Genomic DNA, 15,876 nt, shown 5'->3' with positions numbered 1-15,876 from the left:
ATGATTACTTTTGCCTACGCGATCTATCTCACCGTCACCATTGGATTGACCATCTGGGTGGCCCGCACGCTTTCGAAGAACGGCGAGGTGTTTCTGGTCGAATGCTTTGGGCATGATGAGGTGTTGGCCAGATCGACCAATCACCTGCTGGTTGTCGGGTTCTATCTGATGAACCTGGGCTTCATTCTGCTGACGCTGCAATTTGGCACCGAGCCTACGACCATGCCCGAGGCAATCCGCTTTCTCAGCAGCAAGATCGGCCTGGCCGTGGTGGTGCTGGGCGCGATGCATTTCTTCAATATGAACGCGATCGCCAAATTCGGGCGCAAGGTTGCCAGCTGGCTGCGCGAAGGCCAGATCGCGGTCCACCCGGTTCCGGCCAGCCCACCGCGCTGATTTGGCCTGACCGGGATTGCGGCGGCTCCTGCGGGGGCCGTCGTTTGCCGTTCCCGGCTTGCCCCGGGGGACTGGCCCGGCCATAGCATGCGGCATGACCTACACCCTGATTACCGCCAACCGGAACTATTCAAGCTGGAGCCTGCGCCCTTGGCTGCTGATGAAAGCGCTGGGCATTGCGTTTGAGGACCGGCTGGAACCATTCGCCAAACCCGATAATTACGCTGATTTCCGTGCGTTCTCCCCAACCGGCCAGGTGCCGGTGTTGATCGATGGTGGCGGGGTTATCGCGGATTCGCTGGGGATCGCGCTCTATCTGGCCGAGCGGCATGACGGGGTGTGGCCGAAGGATGGAGAGGCGCGAATATTTGCCCAGGGGGCAGTGTGCGAAATGCACGGCGGGTTCGGTCCGCTGCGCAATGATTGTACGATGAACGTGGGGGTTCGGGTACAGCCCAAGCCGATGAGCGACCCGCTGAAGCGCAACGTGACCCGCCTGCGCGAGATTTTTGAAACGGGGCTTGATCGGTTCGGCGGGCCTTGGCTGGCCGGTTCAGATTTTTGCGCTGCCGATGCGTTTTATGCACCTGTCGCGTTCCGGATCCGCACCTATGGGCTCGATGTCGGAAAAGGGCAGGCCTGGGTGGATCACGTGCTGGCCCACCCGGCGATGCTGGAATGGGAAGCCGCCGCCTTGGCCGAAGACTGGCGCGAGATCGGGCATGAAGAGGAACTGGCCGCCTGCGGAGCGATCACGGCGGATTATCGTTCAGCCTGATCAGCGCACCAGCAGTTCAGCCTCGCTAAGCTCAATCACCGGAACTTCCCAGGGATGTTCTGCTACCAGGGTGCTAAGCAGGCCTTCAAACAGGTCGTCCGGGGTTTCGAACGGCACGTGAATGGTCACCATCAGATTGGTTGAAACCTGGGTTTCGCCCGGCTCACCAAGAGTGGGTTGGGCGCTTGCGGCAGGTTTGAACAATTCCCAGCAGGGGGCAACTTCGGCGACAGCCTGATAGTGCCCGAAATCGCCCAGTGGATTGCTGGCGCGCAAATGGCCCAGCAGCCGCGCAAACCATGGATCTGCTTCAAGCGCGGCCGCGCCGCCGTTTAGCAGCGCGGCAAAGGTTCCTGGTTCAACCGGCCAGGACAAGCGCAGAATGCGAACTTTGCGGCGCGTGGTCATGGCCTAACCCCGCTCAGCCCAGCGCGGCCTTGAGATCGTCAACCAGATCAAGCCGTTCCCATGGGAAAAAATCGCCGTGCGGCTTGCGGCCGAAGTGGCCATAGGCGGCGCTTGGGCGGTAGATCGGCTTGTTGAGCCCCAGGTGCGTGCGGATCGCGCGCGGGGTCAGCCCGCCAAGCGTGGGCATGGCCAGGATCGCGGCTTCGATCTTGGCCTCGTCCATCGTGCTGGTGCCGTGGGTATCGACATAAAGCGACAGCGGCTGCGAAACGCCGATCGCATAGGCAATCTGGATCGTGCAGCGCGTCGCCAGCCCAGCGGCAACAACGTTCTTGGCCAGATAGCGGGTGATATAAGCAGCCGAACGATCAACCTTGGTAGGATCCTTGCCGCTGAACGCACCGCCGCCGTGCGGGGCAGCGCCGCCATAGGTATCAACGATGATCTTGCGGCCCGTCAGGCCTGCATCGCCGTCTGGTCCGCCGATTTCGAAGCTGCCGGTGGGGTTGATGTAGTAAACCGTATCGCGCAGCAGCACCGGCGGGATCACTTCGGCCACGATGCGCTTCACATAGGCGTGAAGTTCGGCCTCCTTTTCGCCTTCATCATAACCGGCGGCGTGCTGGGTGGAGACCACCACTGCGGTCGCCGCAACCGGCAAGCTGCCTTCATAGCGCAGCGTTACCTGGCTTTTGGCATCGGGTTCAAGAAACGGAGCCGCGCCTGAATGGCGATCCGCCGCCATCCGTTCCAGGATCTTGTGGCTGTAATACAGTGTTGCCGGCATCAGATCGGGGGTTTCATCGGTGGCATAGCCGAACATGATCCCCTGATCGCCGGCGCCTTCATCCTTGTTGTCGCTGGCATCTACGCCTTGCGCGATTTGCGCGGACTGGCCGTGGAGCCGGTTGATGAATTCAAGGCGTTCCCAATGGAACCCGTCCTGCGCGTAACCGATTTCCTTGACCGTGCGGCGGACTGTGGCTTCGATTTCCGCTTGCGCGCCAGCGGCCCATGCGCCGTTTTCAAAAACGCCCTTGCAGCGGATTTCTCCGGCCAGAACCACCAACTGGGTGGTGGTCAGCGTTTCGCAGGCAATCCGCGCTTCTGGGTCTTTCGAAAGGAACAGATCGACGATCGCATCGGAAATCTGGTCCGAAACCTTGTCAGGATGGCCTTCGGAAACGGATTCGGATGTGAAGAGGTAATCGGTGCGCATCGTACAGACCCATATAAAGGAAGCTTTATGTGTGCTTGGCTTTACTCTGGCCGAGCCCTTAGCGCAACCAGGGTTAAGGCAATCAGAATGCCAGCCCACAACAGCGATAATGGGTTGCCGATCCTTGAAAACAAGGTGGCGGGATGGGCGCGGGGAATCTGCCCCAGCAGCACACCGGTGGCCCCGCGCGGAACCGATTGAACCACCCGGCCATCGGCATCGATCACGGCGCTGATCCCGTTTGTGGTCGATCGCAGCATCGGCAGCCCTTCCTCTATCGCGCGCATCCGGGCCTGGGCCAGATGCTGGGGCGGGCCCCAGGCGCCGTACCAGCCATCGTTGGACGGGTTGAACAAATAGTCTGGCCGGTTTTTGGGATCGGTCACTTCGCCGGGGAAGATCACCTCATAGCAGATCAGCATACCGGCCTTGCCATAGCTGCCCAGATCGAATGTCTGGCGCCCGGGGCCGGGCCAGAATTCGACATTGCCGGGGACAAATCGCGCAACTCCCAATGCCGAAAGGACTGGGCGCAGCGGCACATATTCACCAAATGGCACAAGATGCGCCTTGGCATAGCTGGCCCGAATGGCGCCGTTTCCGTCAATCGCAGTCACCGCATTTCGCGCACCAACTGCGCGGCCATCAGCAAGTTCAAGATCAACCGCGCCGCCCAGCAGTAGCCGATCCGGGCCCAGCATCGCGGCAATCCGCTGGCGCGCAAGGGCGGGATCACCGCCATAGGTATCGGCATAGAAATGCGCCGGATAGCCATCCCGCAAATAGTCTGACAGCCCGGATTCGGGCCACAGAACCAGCGCCTTCAGGCCCGGCTGCGGCGGCGGCAATACTGCGGAAAGGCGCTCAAAATTCTTCGCAAAATAGTCTGGATCGTTAAGCTGGGCCTGCGGAATATTGGGCTGAACCAGGGCATAGTTGATCGTACCTGCGGGCAGCGACGATCCTGGTGCAGGCCACAATTGCAGCACCATCGGCAGCGGCAACAGCAGCAGCGCCCGGCGATTGCTGCGAAAATTGGCCAGACCCAGATACCAGGTCCCGGCCAGCAGTACCGCCAGCCCGGATAGCGCATAGGTGCCCAGCCACGGCAGCAGCCGCGCTGCACCCACGTGATCGAACGGCCCGACCAGCACCGCGCCCAGCGGGTTCCATGGGAGCCCTGTCAGCACCCACCCGCGCAGCCATTCGGTGACGATCCAGGCCCCGGCCAGCGCCAGAACCAGTGCCACAGCGCGCGTGCGGGCGTGCCATGCGGCCAGTACCGCAACAGCAGGAAACAGGGCCAGAACGGCGGACAGGCCCAGCTCTGCGATCCAGCCCAGCCAGGCCGGCATGGCCGCCTGAAAAGAAAATGCAGCCGGAATCCAGCATAGTGAAAGCGCAAACAGGCCAAATGCAAAAGTCCAGCCCAGCGCAAAGGCAGCGCGGCGGCCCGGCATGCGGACCAGTAGGGCCAGCAGACCCGAAATGGCAATCAGGGTAAGCGGCCAAAGCCCCAACGGTTCAAAACCCGCCGCCGCAATCAGCCCCAGCAAAACTGCGGCCAGCCGCGGCCAGCCCAGGATAAGGTCAACCGCGCGGATCAAGGTTCTGGATCAGTTTACCGTTTCAAGCGTTTCGTCGTCTGCCGAAGGCTTGCGGCGCGCGCGCGGTTTGCGGGGCTTGGGTTCGGCTTCATCGGCCGGCTCTTCGCGCGATACCGAAATAGCCGGGGGCAGCAATGCGGGATCCAGCCCCGTCGAGGCCGCTTCATCGCGCGTGTCACGGCGGGCGCGCGGCGGACGATCGCCGGTTTCGCGGCGCGGACGCAGGCCCGGGCGCGCACGATCGCCCCGCACGAACGGATTTTCAGCTGGCTCGTATGCATTGGCTTCGCTGCCTTCGCTGCCGTCAGGTTCCTCGGGCTGCTGCTGCGATCCGCGTTCTGCCTCTGCACTTTCCTGATTTTGATTGCCGCGCTCACTGCGTTCTTCCCGGCGCGGGCGTTCTTCGCGCTGCGGGCGTTCATCACGCGGTGGGCGCGAGAAGGTGGGTTGATCGAAGCTGGGGAAATCGCTGGCAGAGCTGAAATCGCCAGCGTCATCACCGTCATCGCCGGCCTCGGCCCAGCGTTCGCCTTGCGGGCGGCTGCGCTGTTCATCCTGACGGACGCGGGCATCGGCTAGCACCCGGAAATAGTGATCGGCGAACTGCAGGTAATATTCCGACTGGACCCGGTCACCATTAAGGTGGGCATCGTGCGCCAGCTTGCGATATTTTTCCAGCAGCTGCGGGGCATTGCCGCGCGCCCGGCTATCAACCCGGTTGAGCTGCTGACCGCCGCCATTGCCCTGCGGACGATTGCTGCGGCCACGCCGACGGTTGTTGTTATTGTTGTTGCCGCTGTTGCCGCGATTATTATTATTCAAAGGGTTAGCTTCCCAAATACGTCGACCTTGCCGATGATCCGGCTACCTGGCCGCGTGACCCTGTGCCACGGGCGCCCATTGCGCTTCGTGGTCCCTTGCATCTGCTGCTAAGCGCGGCGTTGCAAGCCGGCCAATTGCAAATGAAGGATTTGACCGGCGGATCGCACCAAAGGGCGGACCTGCGCTGGTCTGCCCGCGGATTTACGCGCTGCAATCGTCCTTGCCAAGCGGAATCTTGAGTTCCAGCGCACGGGGGCGCTCAGCAAGGTCGCGGTGGAGCGTAACATCGAACCCGCAAGCGCGGGCAATTGCGCTGACAGGACCATCTTGCACGGCCCCGATTTCGATCAGGGCCACACCGCCTTCATTCATCAGTCCGGCCAATTGCGGGATCAGCACCCTGTAATCATCCAGCCCCTCTGGCCCGGCAAACAGCGCGCTGGCCGGCTCGTGATCCCGCACGGCCGGTTCAAGCACGGCTTCGCTTTCAACATAGGGCGGGTTGGCCAGCACCAGATCAAACCGGCCAAGCCCGGTCTGCCAGTCCGGGGTATGCCAATCGCGCTGCAAGAGCCGGACCTGCCGGGCACGGGCATGCAGATTGAGATTGTGCGCCGCCACGGCCAGCGCCTCTTCCGATCGGTCAATCCCCAGCCCTTCGGCATCGGGCCATTCGCCAAGCGCGGCCAGCAGCAGACAGCCCGATCCGGTGCCAAGATCAAGGATCCGCTGCGGTGGGCGGTCTGCCAGCGCACCAAGCGCGGCTTCGATCAGCGTTTCGGAATCGGGGCGCGGCACCAGCACAGCCGATGAAACCGCCAGTTGCAGCCCCCAGAAATGGGCATTGCCAACGATATAGGCCACCGGCTCATGCTGCGCGCGGCGATCAACCAGGGCCTGGAAACTGGCCGGAGCGGGATCATCCATGTGCTTGAGGAACAGATCTGATCGGCTGGCACCCAGCGCGTGGGCCATCATCAGCTCCGCATCAAAGCGCGCGCTATCGGTGCGCTCGCCCAAGGTTATGGTGGCGGCGCGGATCGCTTCGTTGACGTTCATTTGTGTCGCAGCCGCCTGGCTGGCAAGCAGATCATTCCCCCAGGGCCGCCAGCCGCTTGGCCTGATCTTCGGCGATCAGCGCGTCGATCATTTCGCCCAGCCCGCCGCCTTCGAGCACTTCAGTCAACCGGTGGAGCGTCAGGTTGATTCGGTGATCGGTTACCCGGCCTTGCGGGAAATTGTAGGTGCGGATCCGTTCGCTGCGATCGCCGCTGCCAACCATCGCCTTGCGCGCGGCTGCTTCCTCGCCCTGTGCGGCTTCGCGCTGCGCCTCGAACAGCCGGGCGCGCAGCACTTGCATCGCCTGGTCCTTGTTCTTGTGCTGGCTGCGCCCATCCTGGCAAGTTACAACGGTGCCGGTCGGCAAGTGGGTGATCCGCACGGCGGAATCGGTGGTGTTAACGTGCTGGCCGCCCGCGCCGCTGGCACGGTAGACATCGATCTTGAGATCGCGGTCGTTGATTGTCACATCAACCTCGTCAGGCTCGGGCAAAATCGCCACCGTCGCTGCCGAAGTGTGGATCCGCCCGCCGCTTTCGGTAACCGGCACCCGCTGAACCCGGTGGACCCCGCTTTCGAACTTGAGCTTGGCAAACACGCCGTTGCCATTGATCTGGGCAACCACTTCCTTGAAGCCGCCGATATCGCTGGCATTGGCGCTGACAATTTCGGTCCGCCAGCCTTGTTCGGCGGCATAGCGCTCGTACATCCGCAGCAGATCGGCGCCAAACAGCGCGGCTTCATCGCCGCCGGTCCCGGCCCGGATTTCCAGCATGGCAGAGCGGCTGTCGGCACTGTCGCGCGGCAGCATGGCGACTGAGAGCGCATGTTCGGCTTCGGGCAGATCGATCCGCAGCCGGGCGATCTCCTCCTCGGCCAGCTCGCGCATTTCGGGATCGTCAAGCGCGGCCAGATCGGCCATTTCAGCGCGCATCGCCGCTACGGCTTCGGCCGCCTTGGCCACCGGCTCCAGCTCGGAATAGTCGCGGCTGGCCGCGATAAACTCCTTGCCCTCCAACGTCCCCGAAGCCAGCCGCGCCTCGATTTCAGCGAAGCGGGCGGCAATCTGGTGGAGACGGGCGTCGCTTACCGACACAGGCCAACCTCTCTTGCTTCGTCACCCTGAACTTGTTTCAAGGTCCATCGTGCGGCTAGCCCGGCGGCGGCATAGGGGCCGAAACGGCGCGGCATCGCTGCCCCACGGAACATCGGTCTGCGGGGAGAAATGGACCCTGAATCAAGTTCAGGGTGACGGTAGAGGTAGTTGCTGGCGTTGGTCACGTTTCGAAGCGCTTGAGAATACTAGATACTTCGGCAAATTCTGCCGTGGCCGGGGCTGCTTGGGTTCGAATCACTGATTTCCCATCTCGTACTGAGATTGAGACCAACACCTTGGCCGGGATCTTTGCCGCCTTGTCATAGCGTTTGCGCGGAGACCCTGTAGAGACCATCTCGGTCGAGAAGCCCTCGGCCCGCAAAGCCGTATTCGCAGCTATTCCAAGATTGATAATAGTGTCATCTTCGACCGCGATGCTGACTACCACTTGTTCGGCTGGCCGTTCCCCAACCAACATCGCCAACCGCTCAATCCCAGCCGCCCAGCCAACAGCCGGGGTCGCCGGACCGCCCAGGCTTTCCATCAGCCCGTCATAGCGCCCGCCGCCTAGCACAGTCCCTTGTGCGCCAAGCCGGTCGGTGACGAATTCGAACGCGGTGTGGCGGTAGTAATCGAGCCCGCGGACCAGCGCCGGGGCGCGGGTCCATTCGACGCCTGCAGCGTTCAAGCCCAAGGTGACCTGGCCAAAAAAGTCCTGCGCCTCAACGCTCAGATAGTCGTCGATCTTGGGGGCATCGGCCACAAAAGCTTGATCGCGAGGGTCTTTGCTATCAAGGATCCGTAGCGGATTGCGTTCCAGCCGATCCTGCGAATCTTCGGAAAGATCACCCTTCACCGCGCGGAAGTATTCCACCAAGGCAGCGCGCCAGGCATCACGGCTGGCGCCGTCGCCCAGCGTGTTGAGCATCAGGGTTACACCATCGCTGATCCCCAGCTCCTTGAGCAACTGATCGGCCAGCACCAGCAGTTCAACATCGGCCTGCGGCTCAGCCGCGCCGATGATTTCGGCGTCCAGTTGGTGAAACTGCCGGTAGCGGCCCTTTTGCGGGCGTTCATAGCGAAACAGCGGGCCGTGGGTGGCCACTTTCAGCGGGGCATGCTGCTGCCAGCCATTGGTGAGGTAGGCGCGGCAAATCCCGGCGGTGAATTCGGGCCGCAAGGTCAGCGATTCGTCGCCGCGATCAAGGAACGAATACATTTCCTTGGAAACCACATCGGTGGTCTCTCCGATTGAGCGGCTGAACACTTCGGTCTTTTCGAACACCGGCATCTCTACCCGGCGAAACCGGTACAGCTTGCGCACGCGTTCGAACGTTTCGACAACGTGGGCGAAAGCCTCAGCCTCGGTGCCGAAGATGTCCTGCGTGCCCCTGATCGCTTTGGGTATGGCTTGCGGTGTGCTCATGCCGCTGGCCCCTAGCCGGTTTGCGGTTGATCGAAAAGAGCAACGCCAATCTTGCCCAAATCGCGCGCGCGCGCCATGGTTGACGGCATGAGGGGAAAACTTGTTGCGCTGGCGCTGGTCGCCGCGTCCGCCGCCGCTATGGCATCCAATTCTGCACCACAAGCGGTGCCGATCTCGCATCTGGTGCCCGATGCCCAGGATGTGCCCTATCCTGGCGGCACGATCGGGCTTGATGTCGACGCCAGCGATGTGGCACGCGGGCTTTACCGGGTGACCGAGACGATCCCGGTGGCCCCCGGCACACGCAAGCTTACCCTGCTGTTTCCGCAGTGGCTGCCCGGCAACCACGGACCGCGCGGGCCGTTGTCCGAGCTGGTCGGGGTGACGTTTGAAAGCGGCGGTGCCAGGCTGGAGTGGAAGCGTGACCGGGTGGAGGTGAACGCGTTTCACCTGACCCTGCCCGAAGGCACCCGCGAAGTGACCGCGCGGTTTATCCACACATCGCCGCTGCAATCCAGCGAAGGGCGGATCACCATGACGCCGGCGATGCTCAATCTTCAGTGGGAAAAGATGAGCTTCTATCCAGCCGGGCACTATGTTCGCCAGATCAAGGTCCGCCCCCGGGTCAAATTGCCCGAAGGCTGGTCTGCGGCAACCGCGCTTGATGGCCGCAGCCAGCAGGGCGCGCAGTGGCAATGGGTCGAAACCGATTACGAAACGCTGGTCGATTCGCCGATCTTCGCAGGCAAACATTTCCGCACCTGGAATCTGGGGCAGAACGTTGCGCTGAACGTGGTGGCCGATAAGCCCGAACAGCTGGCGGCCAAACCCGAACAGATCGAAATGCACCGCCATCTGGTTACCGAAGCCAGGCTGGCTTTCGGCGCCAACCATTTCGATCACTATGATTTCCTGCTTGCCATCAGCGACAAGATTGGCGGAATCGGGCTGGAACATCACCGTTCCAGCGAAAACCAGCTGGAACCCGATGCGTTCACCGCCTGGGACAAGAACGAATGGGATCGCGGGCTTTTGCCGCACGAATACGGCCACAGCTGGTCAGGCAAATTCCGCCGTCCGGCACGGCTGTGGACGCCTGATTATCGCCAGCCGATGCAGGGCGATCTGCTGTGGGCCTATGAAGGACAGGACCAGTTCTGGGGGCTGGTGCTGGCGGCGCGATCGGGCCTGCAAGGCAAGGATATGGTGCTGGCGCAGCTGGCCAGCTGGGCCGGCAATTTTTCAGTCCAGCCCGGCCGGGCCTGGCGATCGGTAGAAGATACCGGGTTCGATCCGGTGTTTGCCTCACGCAAGCCCAAGCCCTTTGCCTCGATGGCCCGCAGCGAAGACTATTACACCGAAGGCGCGCTGGTCTGGCTTGAAGCCGATCAGATCATCCGCCAGCAAACCGCCGGGACAAAAAGCATCGATGATTTCGCGCGCGGCTTTTTCGGGATGCGCGATGGTGATTGGGGCCAATTGCCGTTTGAACAGGGCGATATCGTTGCCACGCTAAACGCGGTTACACCGTATGATTGGCAGACGTTCCTTGATACCCGGCTGAACCAACCGGGCCAGCCCGCGCCGATCGGCGGGATCACGATGGGCGGATACAAACTGGTCTGGAAAGAGGAACCCAACATTTCCGACAAGGCCCGGATGACCGATGCCAAATCACTGTCGCTAAGCTATTCGTTGGGGATCAGCCTGGACAAGGACGGCAAGGTTACCGGCACCTATTGGGATAGTCCGGCTTTCAATGCCGGGATCGTGACCGGGGCAAAGATCGTGGCGGTTAACGGCGCGGCCTATGATCCCGATGCGATCAAAGCGGCGATCACCGCGGCCAAGGGCGGCGCACCGCTGGCATTGCTGGTGCAGCGCGGCGATCGGTTTGAAACAATCGCAATCGATTATCGCGGCGGCCTGCGCTGGCCCTGGCTGGAACGCGCCCTACCGGGCAAGGCACCGACCGGGCTTGATCTGCTGCTGATGCCCAAACGGCCCCTGCCCAAGGCAAAGGGCAAGAAATAGCGGTTCAATCAGCCGCGTCCAAGCCGCAACTTGCCGCTTTGATGTTGCGATGCAGCATTGGCGTGTTTAAAGGTGCTGCCCATGCGTATCGAAAAAATCCCCGTTGGCGATAATCCGCCCGAAAGCCTTAATGTAATCATCGAAGTGCCGGTTGGCGGCGAGCCGGTGAAGTATGAATTCGATAAGGAATCGGGCGCGTTGTTCGTTGACCGGATCCTGCATACGCCAATGCGTTATCCGGCCAATTACGGCTTTATCCCGCACACCCTTTCAGACGATGGTGATCCGCTGGATGCACTGGTGATCGCGCGATCGCCGTTTGTGCCGGGTTGCGTGGTGCGGGCGCGGCCGATTGGGGTGCTGAACCTGGAAGATGAACACGGCGGCGATGAAAAGCTGATCTGCGTTCCGGTCGATTCGACCTTTCCCTACTATTCAGACATCGGCGAGCAAAAGGATCTGCCCTCGATCGTGCTGGCGCAGATTGAGCACTTTTTTACCCACTACAAGGATCTGGAGCCCGAAAAGTGGGTCAGGATCGGCAAGTGGGGCGATGCTGAAGATGCCAGGCGCGTAGTGCTGGAATGCATCGCGCGGCATCAGGCTTCTTTGGCCGGCTAACGCTGGCGCGGCCAGACGTCCGTCTGGCCTGGCAACACCAGCCCGCTCCCCCGGCCCGACCACCCCAAGGGTACCATGAAACGGGTGGTCGGGCCGGGGGAGCGGGCTGGTGTTGCCAACTGACCACGGAGGCGATCAGCGCGCCGGGCAGAAACTCAATCCCCTGCCACCATCATCCCATCGATCCGGATCGTCGGCACGTTGACGCTGCGGTGCCATTCCAGATCGCTGGCCGGGATCAGCGCGGCGAACATGTCGATCAGATTGCCGGCCACGGTAAATTCGGCAACCGGCCCGACGACCGTGCCGTTGACGATCCTGAAGCCTGATGCGCCGCGGCTGTAATCGCCCGTAACGCCGTTAACGCCGCTGCCGATCAGTTCTGTCACCAGTACACCATCGGCAATATCGGCGATCAGCTCTGCCACAGATAGCTGCCCGGCTTCGAGATGCAGCGCCGAAGGGCTGACACCAGGCGAACCGCCGGCACCGCGTGATGCATGGCCGGTTGGTTCAAGCCCCAGTTGCCGAGCGCTGGCGCTGTCCATCAGCCAGCCGGTCAGCCGGCCATCGCGGACCAGATCGCGCTGCGCGGTGGGCAGGCCTTCACCGTCAAACGGCCGCGCGCCCAGTGCCCGCTGACGCAGCGGATTGTCGATAATCGAAATGCCCTTTGCAAACAGCTGGGCACCATCCTTGTCCAACAAAAAACTGGCGCGCCGCGCGATTGCGCTGCCACTGATCCCGCCAGCCAGATGGCCGATCAGGCTGCCGCCAACTCTGGGATCGAACACCACCGGCATGGCGCCGCTTTTCATCCGGCCTGGGTTCAGCCGGGCAACCGCGCGGGTTCCGGCTTGCTTGCCCAGCACTTGTGCGCTGGGCAGATCGGCCAGATGGTGCGCGCTGCGCCAGGCATAATCGCGCTGCATGCCAGATCCTTCACCGGCGATCACGGTTGCGCTTATTTGCCGGCTGGTACCGCCATAGGCACCGGAAAAGCCGTGGCTGGTGACCAATGCCACCGATCGCTCTCCAGCGCTGGCCGACCCGCCTTCGGAATTGGTGACGCCGGTTACCGCGCGCGCGGCATCTTCCACCGCCAGCGCCAGTTCGCGCAGCGCCCTGGGATCCAGATCCTGGCTGTCGGCCAGATCAAGATCGGGCAACAAGCCGGTCAGCAGGCGGTCTTCGGGGGCCAGCCCGGCATAGGGATCTTCGGGCGCAAGCCGCGCCATCGCCACCGAACGCGCCGCCAGTTCGGTCAGCGCATTGTCTGACAGATCGCTCGAACCGATCGAGGCAGAGCGACTGCCGACAAAGACCCGCAGATCCAGATGCTCGCTTTCAGAGCGTTCGACATCTTCCAGCGCGCCAAGCCGCACTTGCACTGCTTCGGATGATTGACCCGAATAGATCGCATCGGCGGCATCAGCCCCGGCGCGGCGGGCAAGGTCAATCAGCGCGGCGGCGCGGTCTTGGGCTTGGGCAGGGGTAAGCATGAAAAGGGGCAGCTCCGATGCTGGGGAGCCGCCGATCTAGGCATTGCCGATCAAAAGCGCAATCAGCCCGCCAACATGGCCAGGCCTTTGAACACACCGGTGATCAGGAACGGCAGCCCGATTGCCAGCAACCACAGATAAATCCGATCACGCCGGAACCACCGTGCGAATTCGGGATCGGCGGCCTGGGCATCGCTCAACCGGCTCCAGCGTTTTTCAAATCGGCGGCAGGCCGGAATGATCGCGGCGACCAGCAGGATCAGCGCAAAATAGGGCAGCAACGAACCGCCCTCTGCCTCAAGCGCGCCCATGGTCACAAATATTTGCAAGCCGGTATAGACCAGCAACGCATAGGCGATGTTGTCGCTCATCCGTTTGCGCCAATCCAGCGGCCTGCGCGCCGCTGTTGCCCCGTTCCATGCCTTGACCATGGTCTGCCCTCCGCCCGTTTTTGTTGCGGCTGAGTAAATCACCGAAGGAGCAATCGATCAAGCCTTGTTAAGCATTGTTTGCCACAGGTCATGCATGAAACCTGCCAGTTCACCGCACAGGCGCTTGCCCAGCCGGATTTTGGCTCTTAAGTCATTATCTGATGAGCCAGACTGAAACTGCGACTGCCGCCGCGCCCCAAAGCGATCAATCCGCACCAGCAGGTGGGCTGGAGGTAATCTCGATCGCCAAAAGCTATGACAAGCGCGCCGTGCTGAGCGACATTTCGCTTTCGGTGGCGAAGGGTGAGGTGCTGGGCCTGCTGGGCCCCAATGGCGCAGGCAAGACCACCTGTTTTTATTCGATCATGGGGCTGGTAAAGCCGGATTCGGGCCGGATCCTGATGGACGGGGTCGATGTTACCCAGTTGCCGATGTACCGCCGCGCGATCCTGGGCCTGGGCTATCTGCCGCAGGAAACCTCGATCTTTCGCGGGCTGACGGTGGAACAGAACATCGCGGCGGTGCTTGAACTGGTAGAGCCTGACCGGGCGACGCGGGCCGATGATCTGGAACGGCTGCTGGGTGAATTTGGTCTGACGCGTTTGCGTTCCAGCCCGGCGATGGCGCTTTCAGGCGGGGAACGGCGGCGCTGCGAAATTGCCCGGGCGCTGGCGGCCAAGCCTTCGATCATGCTGCTGGACGAACCGTTCGCGGGGATCGATCCGCTTTCGATCAGCGATATCCGCGATCTGGTGCTGGACCTCAAGCAGCGCGGGATCGGGGTGCTGATCACCGATCATAATGTGCGCGAAACGCTGGATATCGTTGATAGCACTTGTGTGATCTATGGCGGACAGGTGCTGTTCGCCGGATCGCCCGAAGACATGGTGAAGGATCACAACGTGGTCACCTTGTACCTCGGCTCGAGCTACATGTGACCGGCGACGGAGCCTAGCGAAACACAGCCATGGCACTGGGGCCTCGCCTCGATCTGAGACAAAGCCAGTCGCTGGTGATGACGCCGCAACTGCAGCAGGCGATCAAGCTGCTGGCGCTGTCCAATCTTGAGATTGAGACATTCATCGGCGATGCGCTGGATGCCAATCCACTGCTGGAAATGGGCGAAGCAGCCGCCGATTCCGATCCGGCCCAGACAGAGCTGATCGAAGCCCGCCGCACCACGCTGGAAAGCTCGCCGGTCGATCAACTGGTTGGCGAAGGGCGGGCAGAGGATGATCGCCCGCTCGATCTGGATCGAGGCGCGCTTGATATTGATCGCGACACCGGGGATGGCGATCCGGGCGGGGAATGGGGTGCGCAGCTGCAATTCTCCGGCGGTGAAGACGGCCCCGGAATTGACGAGCGCGCCGATACCGCGCTGACCCTGGCCGATCATCTGTACGCCCAGATCGGTGTGGTGTGCCGTGATCCCCGCACCGCCTTTATCGCCCGCCACCTGGCCGATCAACTGGACGAAGCCGGCTATCTGCCGGTGTCACTGCGCGAAGCCGCGGCCGAACTGGGCTTGACCGAGGCCGACGCGGAACCCGCGCTTGATCTGCTCCAGTCGCTCGATCCCACCGGGGTTGGCGCAAGATCGCTGGGCGAATGTCTGGCGCTGCAGGCGAAAGAAGCCGATCGCCACGATCCGTGCATGGCCAAGCTGCTCGACAATCTTGATCTGCTGGGCCGGGGTGAACTCGCCCGGCTCAAACGGATCTGCGGGGCGGACGACGAAGATTTCGCCGAAATGTTGAGCGAGCTGCGCGGCTATGATCCCAAGCCCGGGCTGCGTTTTGCAAGTGGCGGGGGTGAACCGGTAACCCCCGATATTCTGATCGGCCGCCGCGCCGATGGCGGCTGGGATGTCCAGCTGAACCAGGCGACTTTGCCGCGGTTGATCGTCAATCGCAGCTATTACGTGGAGATGCGGGGCAGTGTGGATGATAAAGCGGCGCGCGGCTGGCTTTCGGAAAAGCTGGCCGATGCCAACTGGCTGATCAAGGCGCTTGATCAGCGCGCCAAGACCATCCTCAAGGTGGCAAGCGAGATTGCCCGCCAGCAAGACCAGTTTTTCCGCCACGGCGTCTCGCAGCTCAAGCCGTTGACGCTGCGGACCGTGGCAGAGGCGATTGCGATGCACGAATCGACCGTCAGCCGGGTCACTTCGAACAAATACCTCAGCTGCGAACGCGGCACCTTTGAGCTGAAGTATTTCTTCACCTCAGGCGTCGGCGCGGTGGACGGTGAGGGCGGGGCATCGGCCTCAGCAGTCAAGGCGGCGATCAAGGCGCTGATCGATGCCGAAGACCCCAAGGCAATTCTCAGCGACGATACTTTGGTCGATCTGTTGAAAGGCAAGGGCTTTGATCTGGCCCGGCGCACCGTGGCCAAATACCGCGAAGCGATCGGGCTGGGATCGTCAGTGCAACGGCGCCGGCAAAAGGCGCTGGCTGGGATTGGGTGAAGGGCAAGGG

At 62.2% G+C, this 15,876-nt stretch carries 15 protein-coding genes; 6 read left to right on the top strand and 9 right to left on the bottom strand.

The genetic code is table 11. The features are described from left to right. Together ABL914_RS09910 and ABL914_RS09905 are read left to right on the top strand one after the other, a co-directional pair. Positions 1 to 396, top strand: coding sequence for a hypothetical protein (locus ABL914_RS09910; protein ID WP_391563018.1), 396 nt, complete (start codon positions 1 to 3; stop codon positions 394 to 396). A 94-nt stretch (positions 397 to 490) separates the two neighbouring features. Then, entirely contained in the window at positions 491 to 1,174 is a 684-nt protein-coding gene (locus ABL914_RS09905; RefSeq protein WP_391563017.1) for a glutathione S-transferase family protein, read from the top strand. On the opposite strand, the gene ABL914_RS09900 is transcribed toward ABL914_RS09905, so the two are convergent. From ABL914_RS09900 to hisS, 7 genes are all read right to left on the bottom strand, one after another. Beyond that, the gene (locus tag ABL914_RS09900) at positions 1,175 to 1,582 is read right to left on the bottom strand and encodes a hypothetical protein (RefSeq protein ID WP_391563016.1); all 408 of its coding nucleotides are present in this window, start codon (positions 1,580 to 1,582) and stop codon (positions 1,175 to 1,177) included. A gap of 13 nt (positions 1,583 to 1,595) precedes the next feature. Next, positions 1,596 to 2,801 carry a methionine adenosyltransferase gene (metK, locus tag ABL914_RS09895; RefSeq protein ID WP_391563015.1) on the bottom strand — a complete coding sequence of 402 codons (1,206 nt, stop codon included), beginning with the start codon at positions 2,799 to 2,801 and terminating at the stop codon, positions 1,596 to 1,598. A 41-nt stretch (positions 2,802 to 2,842) separates the two neighbouring features. Next, positions 2,843 to 4,408, bottom strand: a complete 1,566-nt coding sequence (gene lnt, locus ABL914_RS09890; RefSeq protein ID WP_391563014.1) for an apolipoprotein N-acyltransferase — start codon at positions 4,406 to 4,408, stop codon at positions 2,843 to 2,845. A gap of 9 nt (positions 4,409 to 4,417) precedes the next feature. Then, complete coding sequence (locus ABL914_RS09885; protein ID WP_391563013.1) at positions 4,418 to 5,230, bottom strand: DUF4167 domain-containing protein; 813 nt, start codon at positions 5,228 to 5,230, stop codon at positions 4,418 to 4,420. A gap of 201 nt (positions 5,231 to 5,431) precedes the next feature. Beyond that, entirely contained in the window at positions 5,432 to 6,289 is an 858-nt protein-coding gene (gene prmC / locus ABL914_RS09880) for a peptide chain release factor N(5)-glutamine methyltransferase (protein ID WP_391563012.1), read from the bottom strand. 31 nt (positions 6,290 to 6,320) lie between these two features. Next, positions 6,321 to 7,385: a peptide chain release factor 1 gene (gene prfA, locus ABL914_RS09875; protein ID WP_391563011.1), complete on the bottom strand. Its 1,065-nt coding sequence runs from the start codon at positions 7,383 to 7,385 to the stop codon at positions 6,321 to 6,323. 181 nt (positions 7,386 to 7,566) lie between these two features. Further along, positions 7,567 to 8,811 (bottom strand): histidine--tRNA ligase, encoded by a 1,245-nt coding sequence (hisS, locus tag ABL914_RS09870; RefSeq protein WP_391563010.1) that lies wholly within the window; start codon positions 8,809 to 8,811, stop codon positions 7,567 to 7,569. 87 nt (positions 8,812 to 8,898) lie between these two features. Here hisS and ABL914_RS09865 point away from each other — a divergent pair, with 87 nt between their 5' ends. After that, a complete protein-coding gene (locus ABL914_RS09865) occupies positions 8,899 to 10,845 on the top strand; it encodes a M61 family metallopeptidase (protein WP_391563009.1) in 1,947 nt (648 codons plus the stop codon). Between the two features lie 81 nt (positions 10,846 to 10,926). After that, positions 10,927 to 11,466 carry an inorganic diphosphatase gene (ppa, locus tag ABL914_RS09860; RefSeq protein ID WP_391563008.1) on the top strand — a complete coding sequence of 180 codons (540 nt, stop codon included), beginning with the start codon at positions 10,927 to 10,929 and terminating at the stop codon, positions 11,464 to 11,466. 155 nt (positions 11,467 to 11,621) lie between these two features. Here ppa and ABL914_RS09855 read toward each other — a convergent pair whose 3' ends face one another. Both ABL914_RS09855 and ABL914_RS09850 read right to left on the bottom strand, forming a co-directional pair. Beyond that, on the bottom strand, positions 11,622 to 12,968 hold the full coding sequence (locus tag ABL914_RS09855) for a TldD/PmbA family protein (RefSeq protein WP_391563007.1): 1,347 nt from the start codon (positions 12,966 to 12,968) through the stop codon (positions 11,622 to 11,624). 62 nt (positions 12,969 to 13,030) lie between these two features. Continuing rightward, positions 13,031 to 13,399 (bottom strand): hypothetical protein, encoded by a 369-nt coding sequence (locus ABL914_RS09850; protein WP_391563006.1) that lies wholly within the window; start codon positions 13,397 to 13,399, stop codon positions 13,031 to 13,033. A gap of 161 nt (positions 13,400 to 13,560) precedes the next feature. On the opposite strand from ABL914_RS09850, the gene lptB reads away from it, so the two are divergent. Together lptB and rpoN are read left to right on the top strand one after the other, a co-directional pair. Next, positions 13,561 to 14,337, top strand: a complete 777-nt coding sequence (gene lptB, locus ABL914_RS09845; RefSeq protein WP_391563005.1) for an LPS export ABC transporter ATP-binding protein — start codon at positions 13,561 to 13,563, stop codon at positions 14,335 to 14,337. Between the two features lie 29 nt (positions 14,338 to 14,366). Beyond that, the gene (gene rpoN / locus ABL914_RS09840; RefSeq protein ID WP_391563004.1) at positions 14,367 to 15,866 is read left to right on the top strand and encodes an RNA polymerase factor sigma-54; all 1,500 of its coding nucleotides are present in this window, start codon (positions 14,367 to 14,369) and stop codon (positions 15,864 to 15,866) included. The last annotated feature ends 10 nt before the right edge of the window (positions 15,867 to 15,876 follow it).

The sequence above is a fragment of the Novosphingobium sp. genome, assembly GCF_040079535.1.
Taxonomy (GTDB): Bacteria; Pseudomonadota; Alphaproteobacteria; order Sphingomonadales; family Sphingomonadaceae; genus Novosphingobium.
The sequence above is the reverse complement of the archived record's forward strand: the minus strand, read 5'-3'. Positions and strand labels throughout refer to the sequence as shown.

Excerpts from the sequence above, each read along its gene's own strand:
- lptB (WP_391563005.1), top strand. The coding sequence starts at position 13,561 with ATGAGCCAGACTGAAACTGCGACTGCCGCCGCGCCCCAAAGCGATCAA.
- rpoN (WP_391563004.1), top strand. The coding sequence starts at position 14,367 with ATGGCACTGGGGCCTCGCCTCGATCTGAGACAAAGCCAGTCGCTGGTG.
- ABL914_RS09865 (WP_391563009.1), top strand. The coding sequence starts at position 8,899 with ATGAGGGGAAAACTTGTTGCGCTGGCGCTGGTCGCCGCGTCCGCCGCC.
- ppa (WP_391563008.1), top strand. The coding sequence starts at position 10,927 with ATGCGTATCGAAAAAATCCCCGTTGGCGATAATCCGCCCGAAAGCCTT.
- ABL914_RS09900 (WP_391563016.1), bottom strand. The coding sequence starts at position 1,582 with ATGACCACGCGCCGCAAAGTTCGCATTCTGCGCTTGTCCTGGCCGGTT.
- ABL914_RS09850 (WP_391563006.1), bottom strand. The coding sequence starts at position 13,399 with ATGGTCAAGGCATGGAACGGGGCAACAGCGGCGCGCAGGCCGCTGGAT.
- hisS (WP_391563010.1), bottom strand. The coding sequence starts at position 8,811 with ATGAGCACACCGCAAGCCATACCCAAAGCGATCAGGGGCACGCAGGAC.
- prmC (WP_391563012.1), bottom strand. The coding sequence starts at position 6,289 with ATGAACGTCAACGAAGCGATCCGCGCCGCCACCATAACCTTGGGCGAG.
- ABL914_RS09910 (WP_391563018.1), top strand. The coding sequence starts at position 1 with ATGATTACTTTTGCCTACGCGATCTATCTCACCGTCACCATTGGATTG.
- ABL914_RS09855 (WP_391563007.1), bottom strand. The coding sequence starts at position 12,968 with ATGCTTACCCCTGCCCAAGCCCAAGACCGCGCCGCCGCGCTGATTGAC.
- ABL914_RS09905 (WP_391563017.1), top strand. The coding sequence starts at position 491 with ATGACCTACACCCTGATTACCGCCAACCGGAACTATTCAAGCTGGAGC.
- metK (WP_391563015.1), bottom strand. The coding sequence starts at position 2,801 with ATGCGCACCGATTACCTCTTCACATCCGAATCCGTTTCCGAAGGCCAT.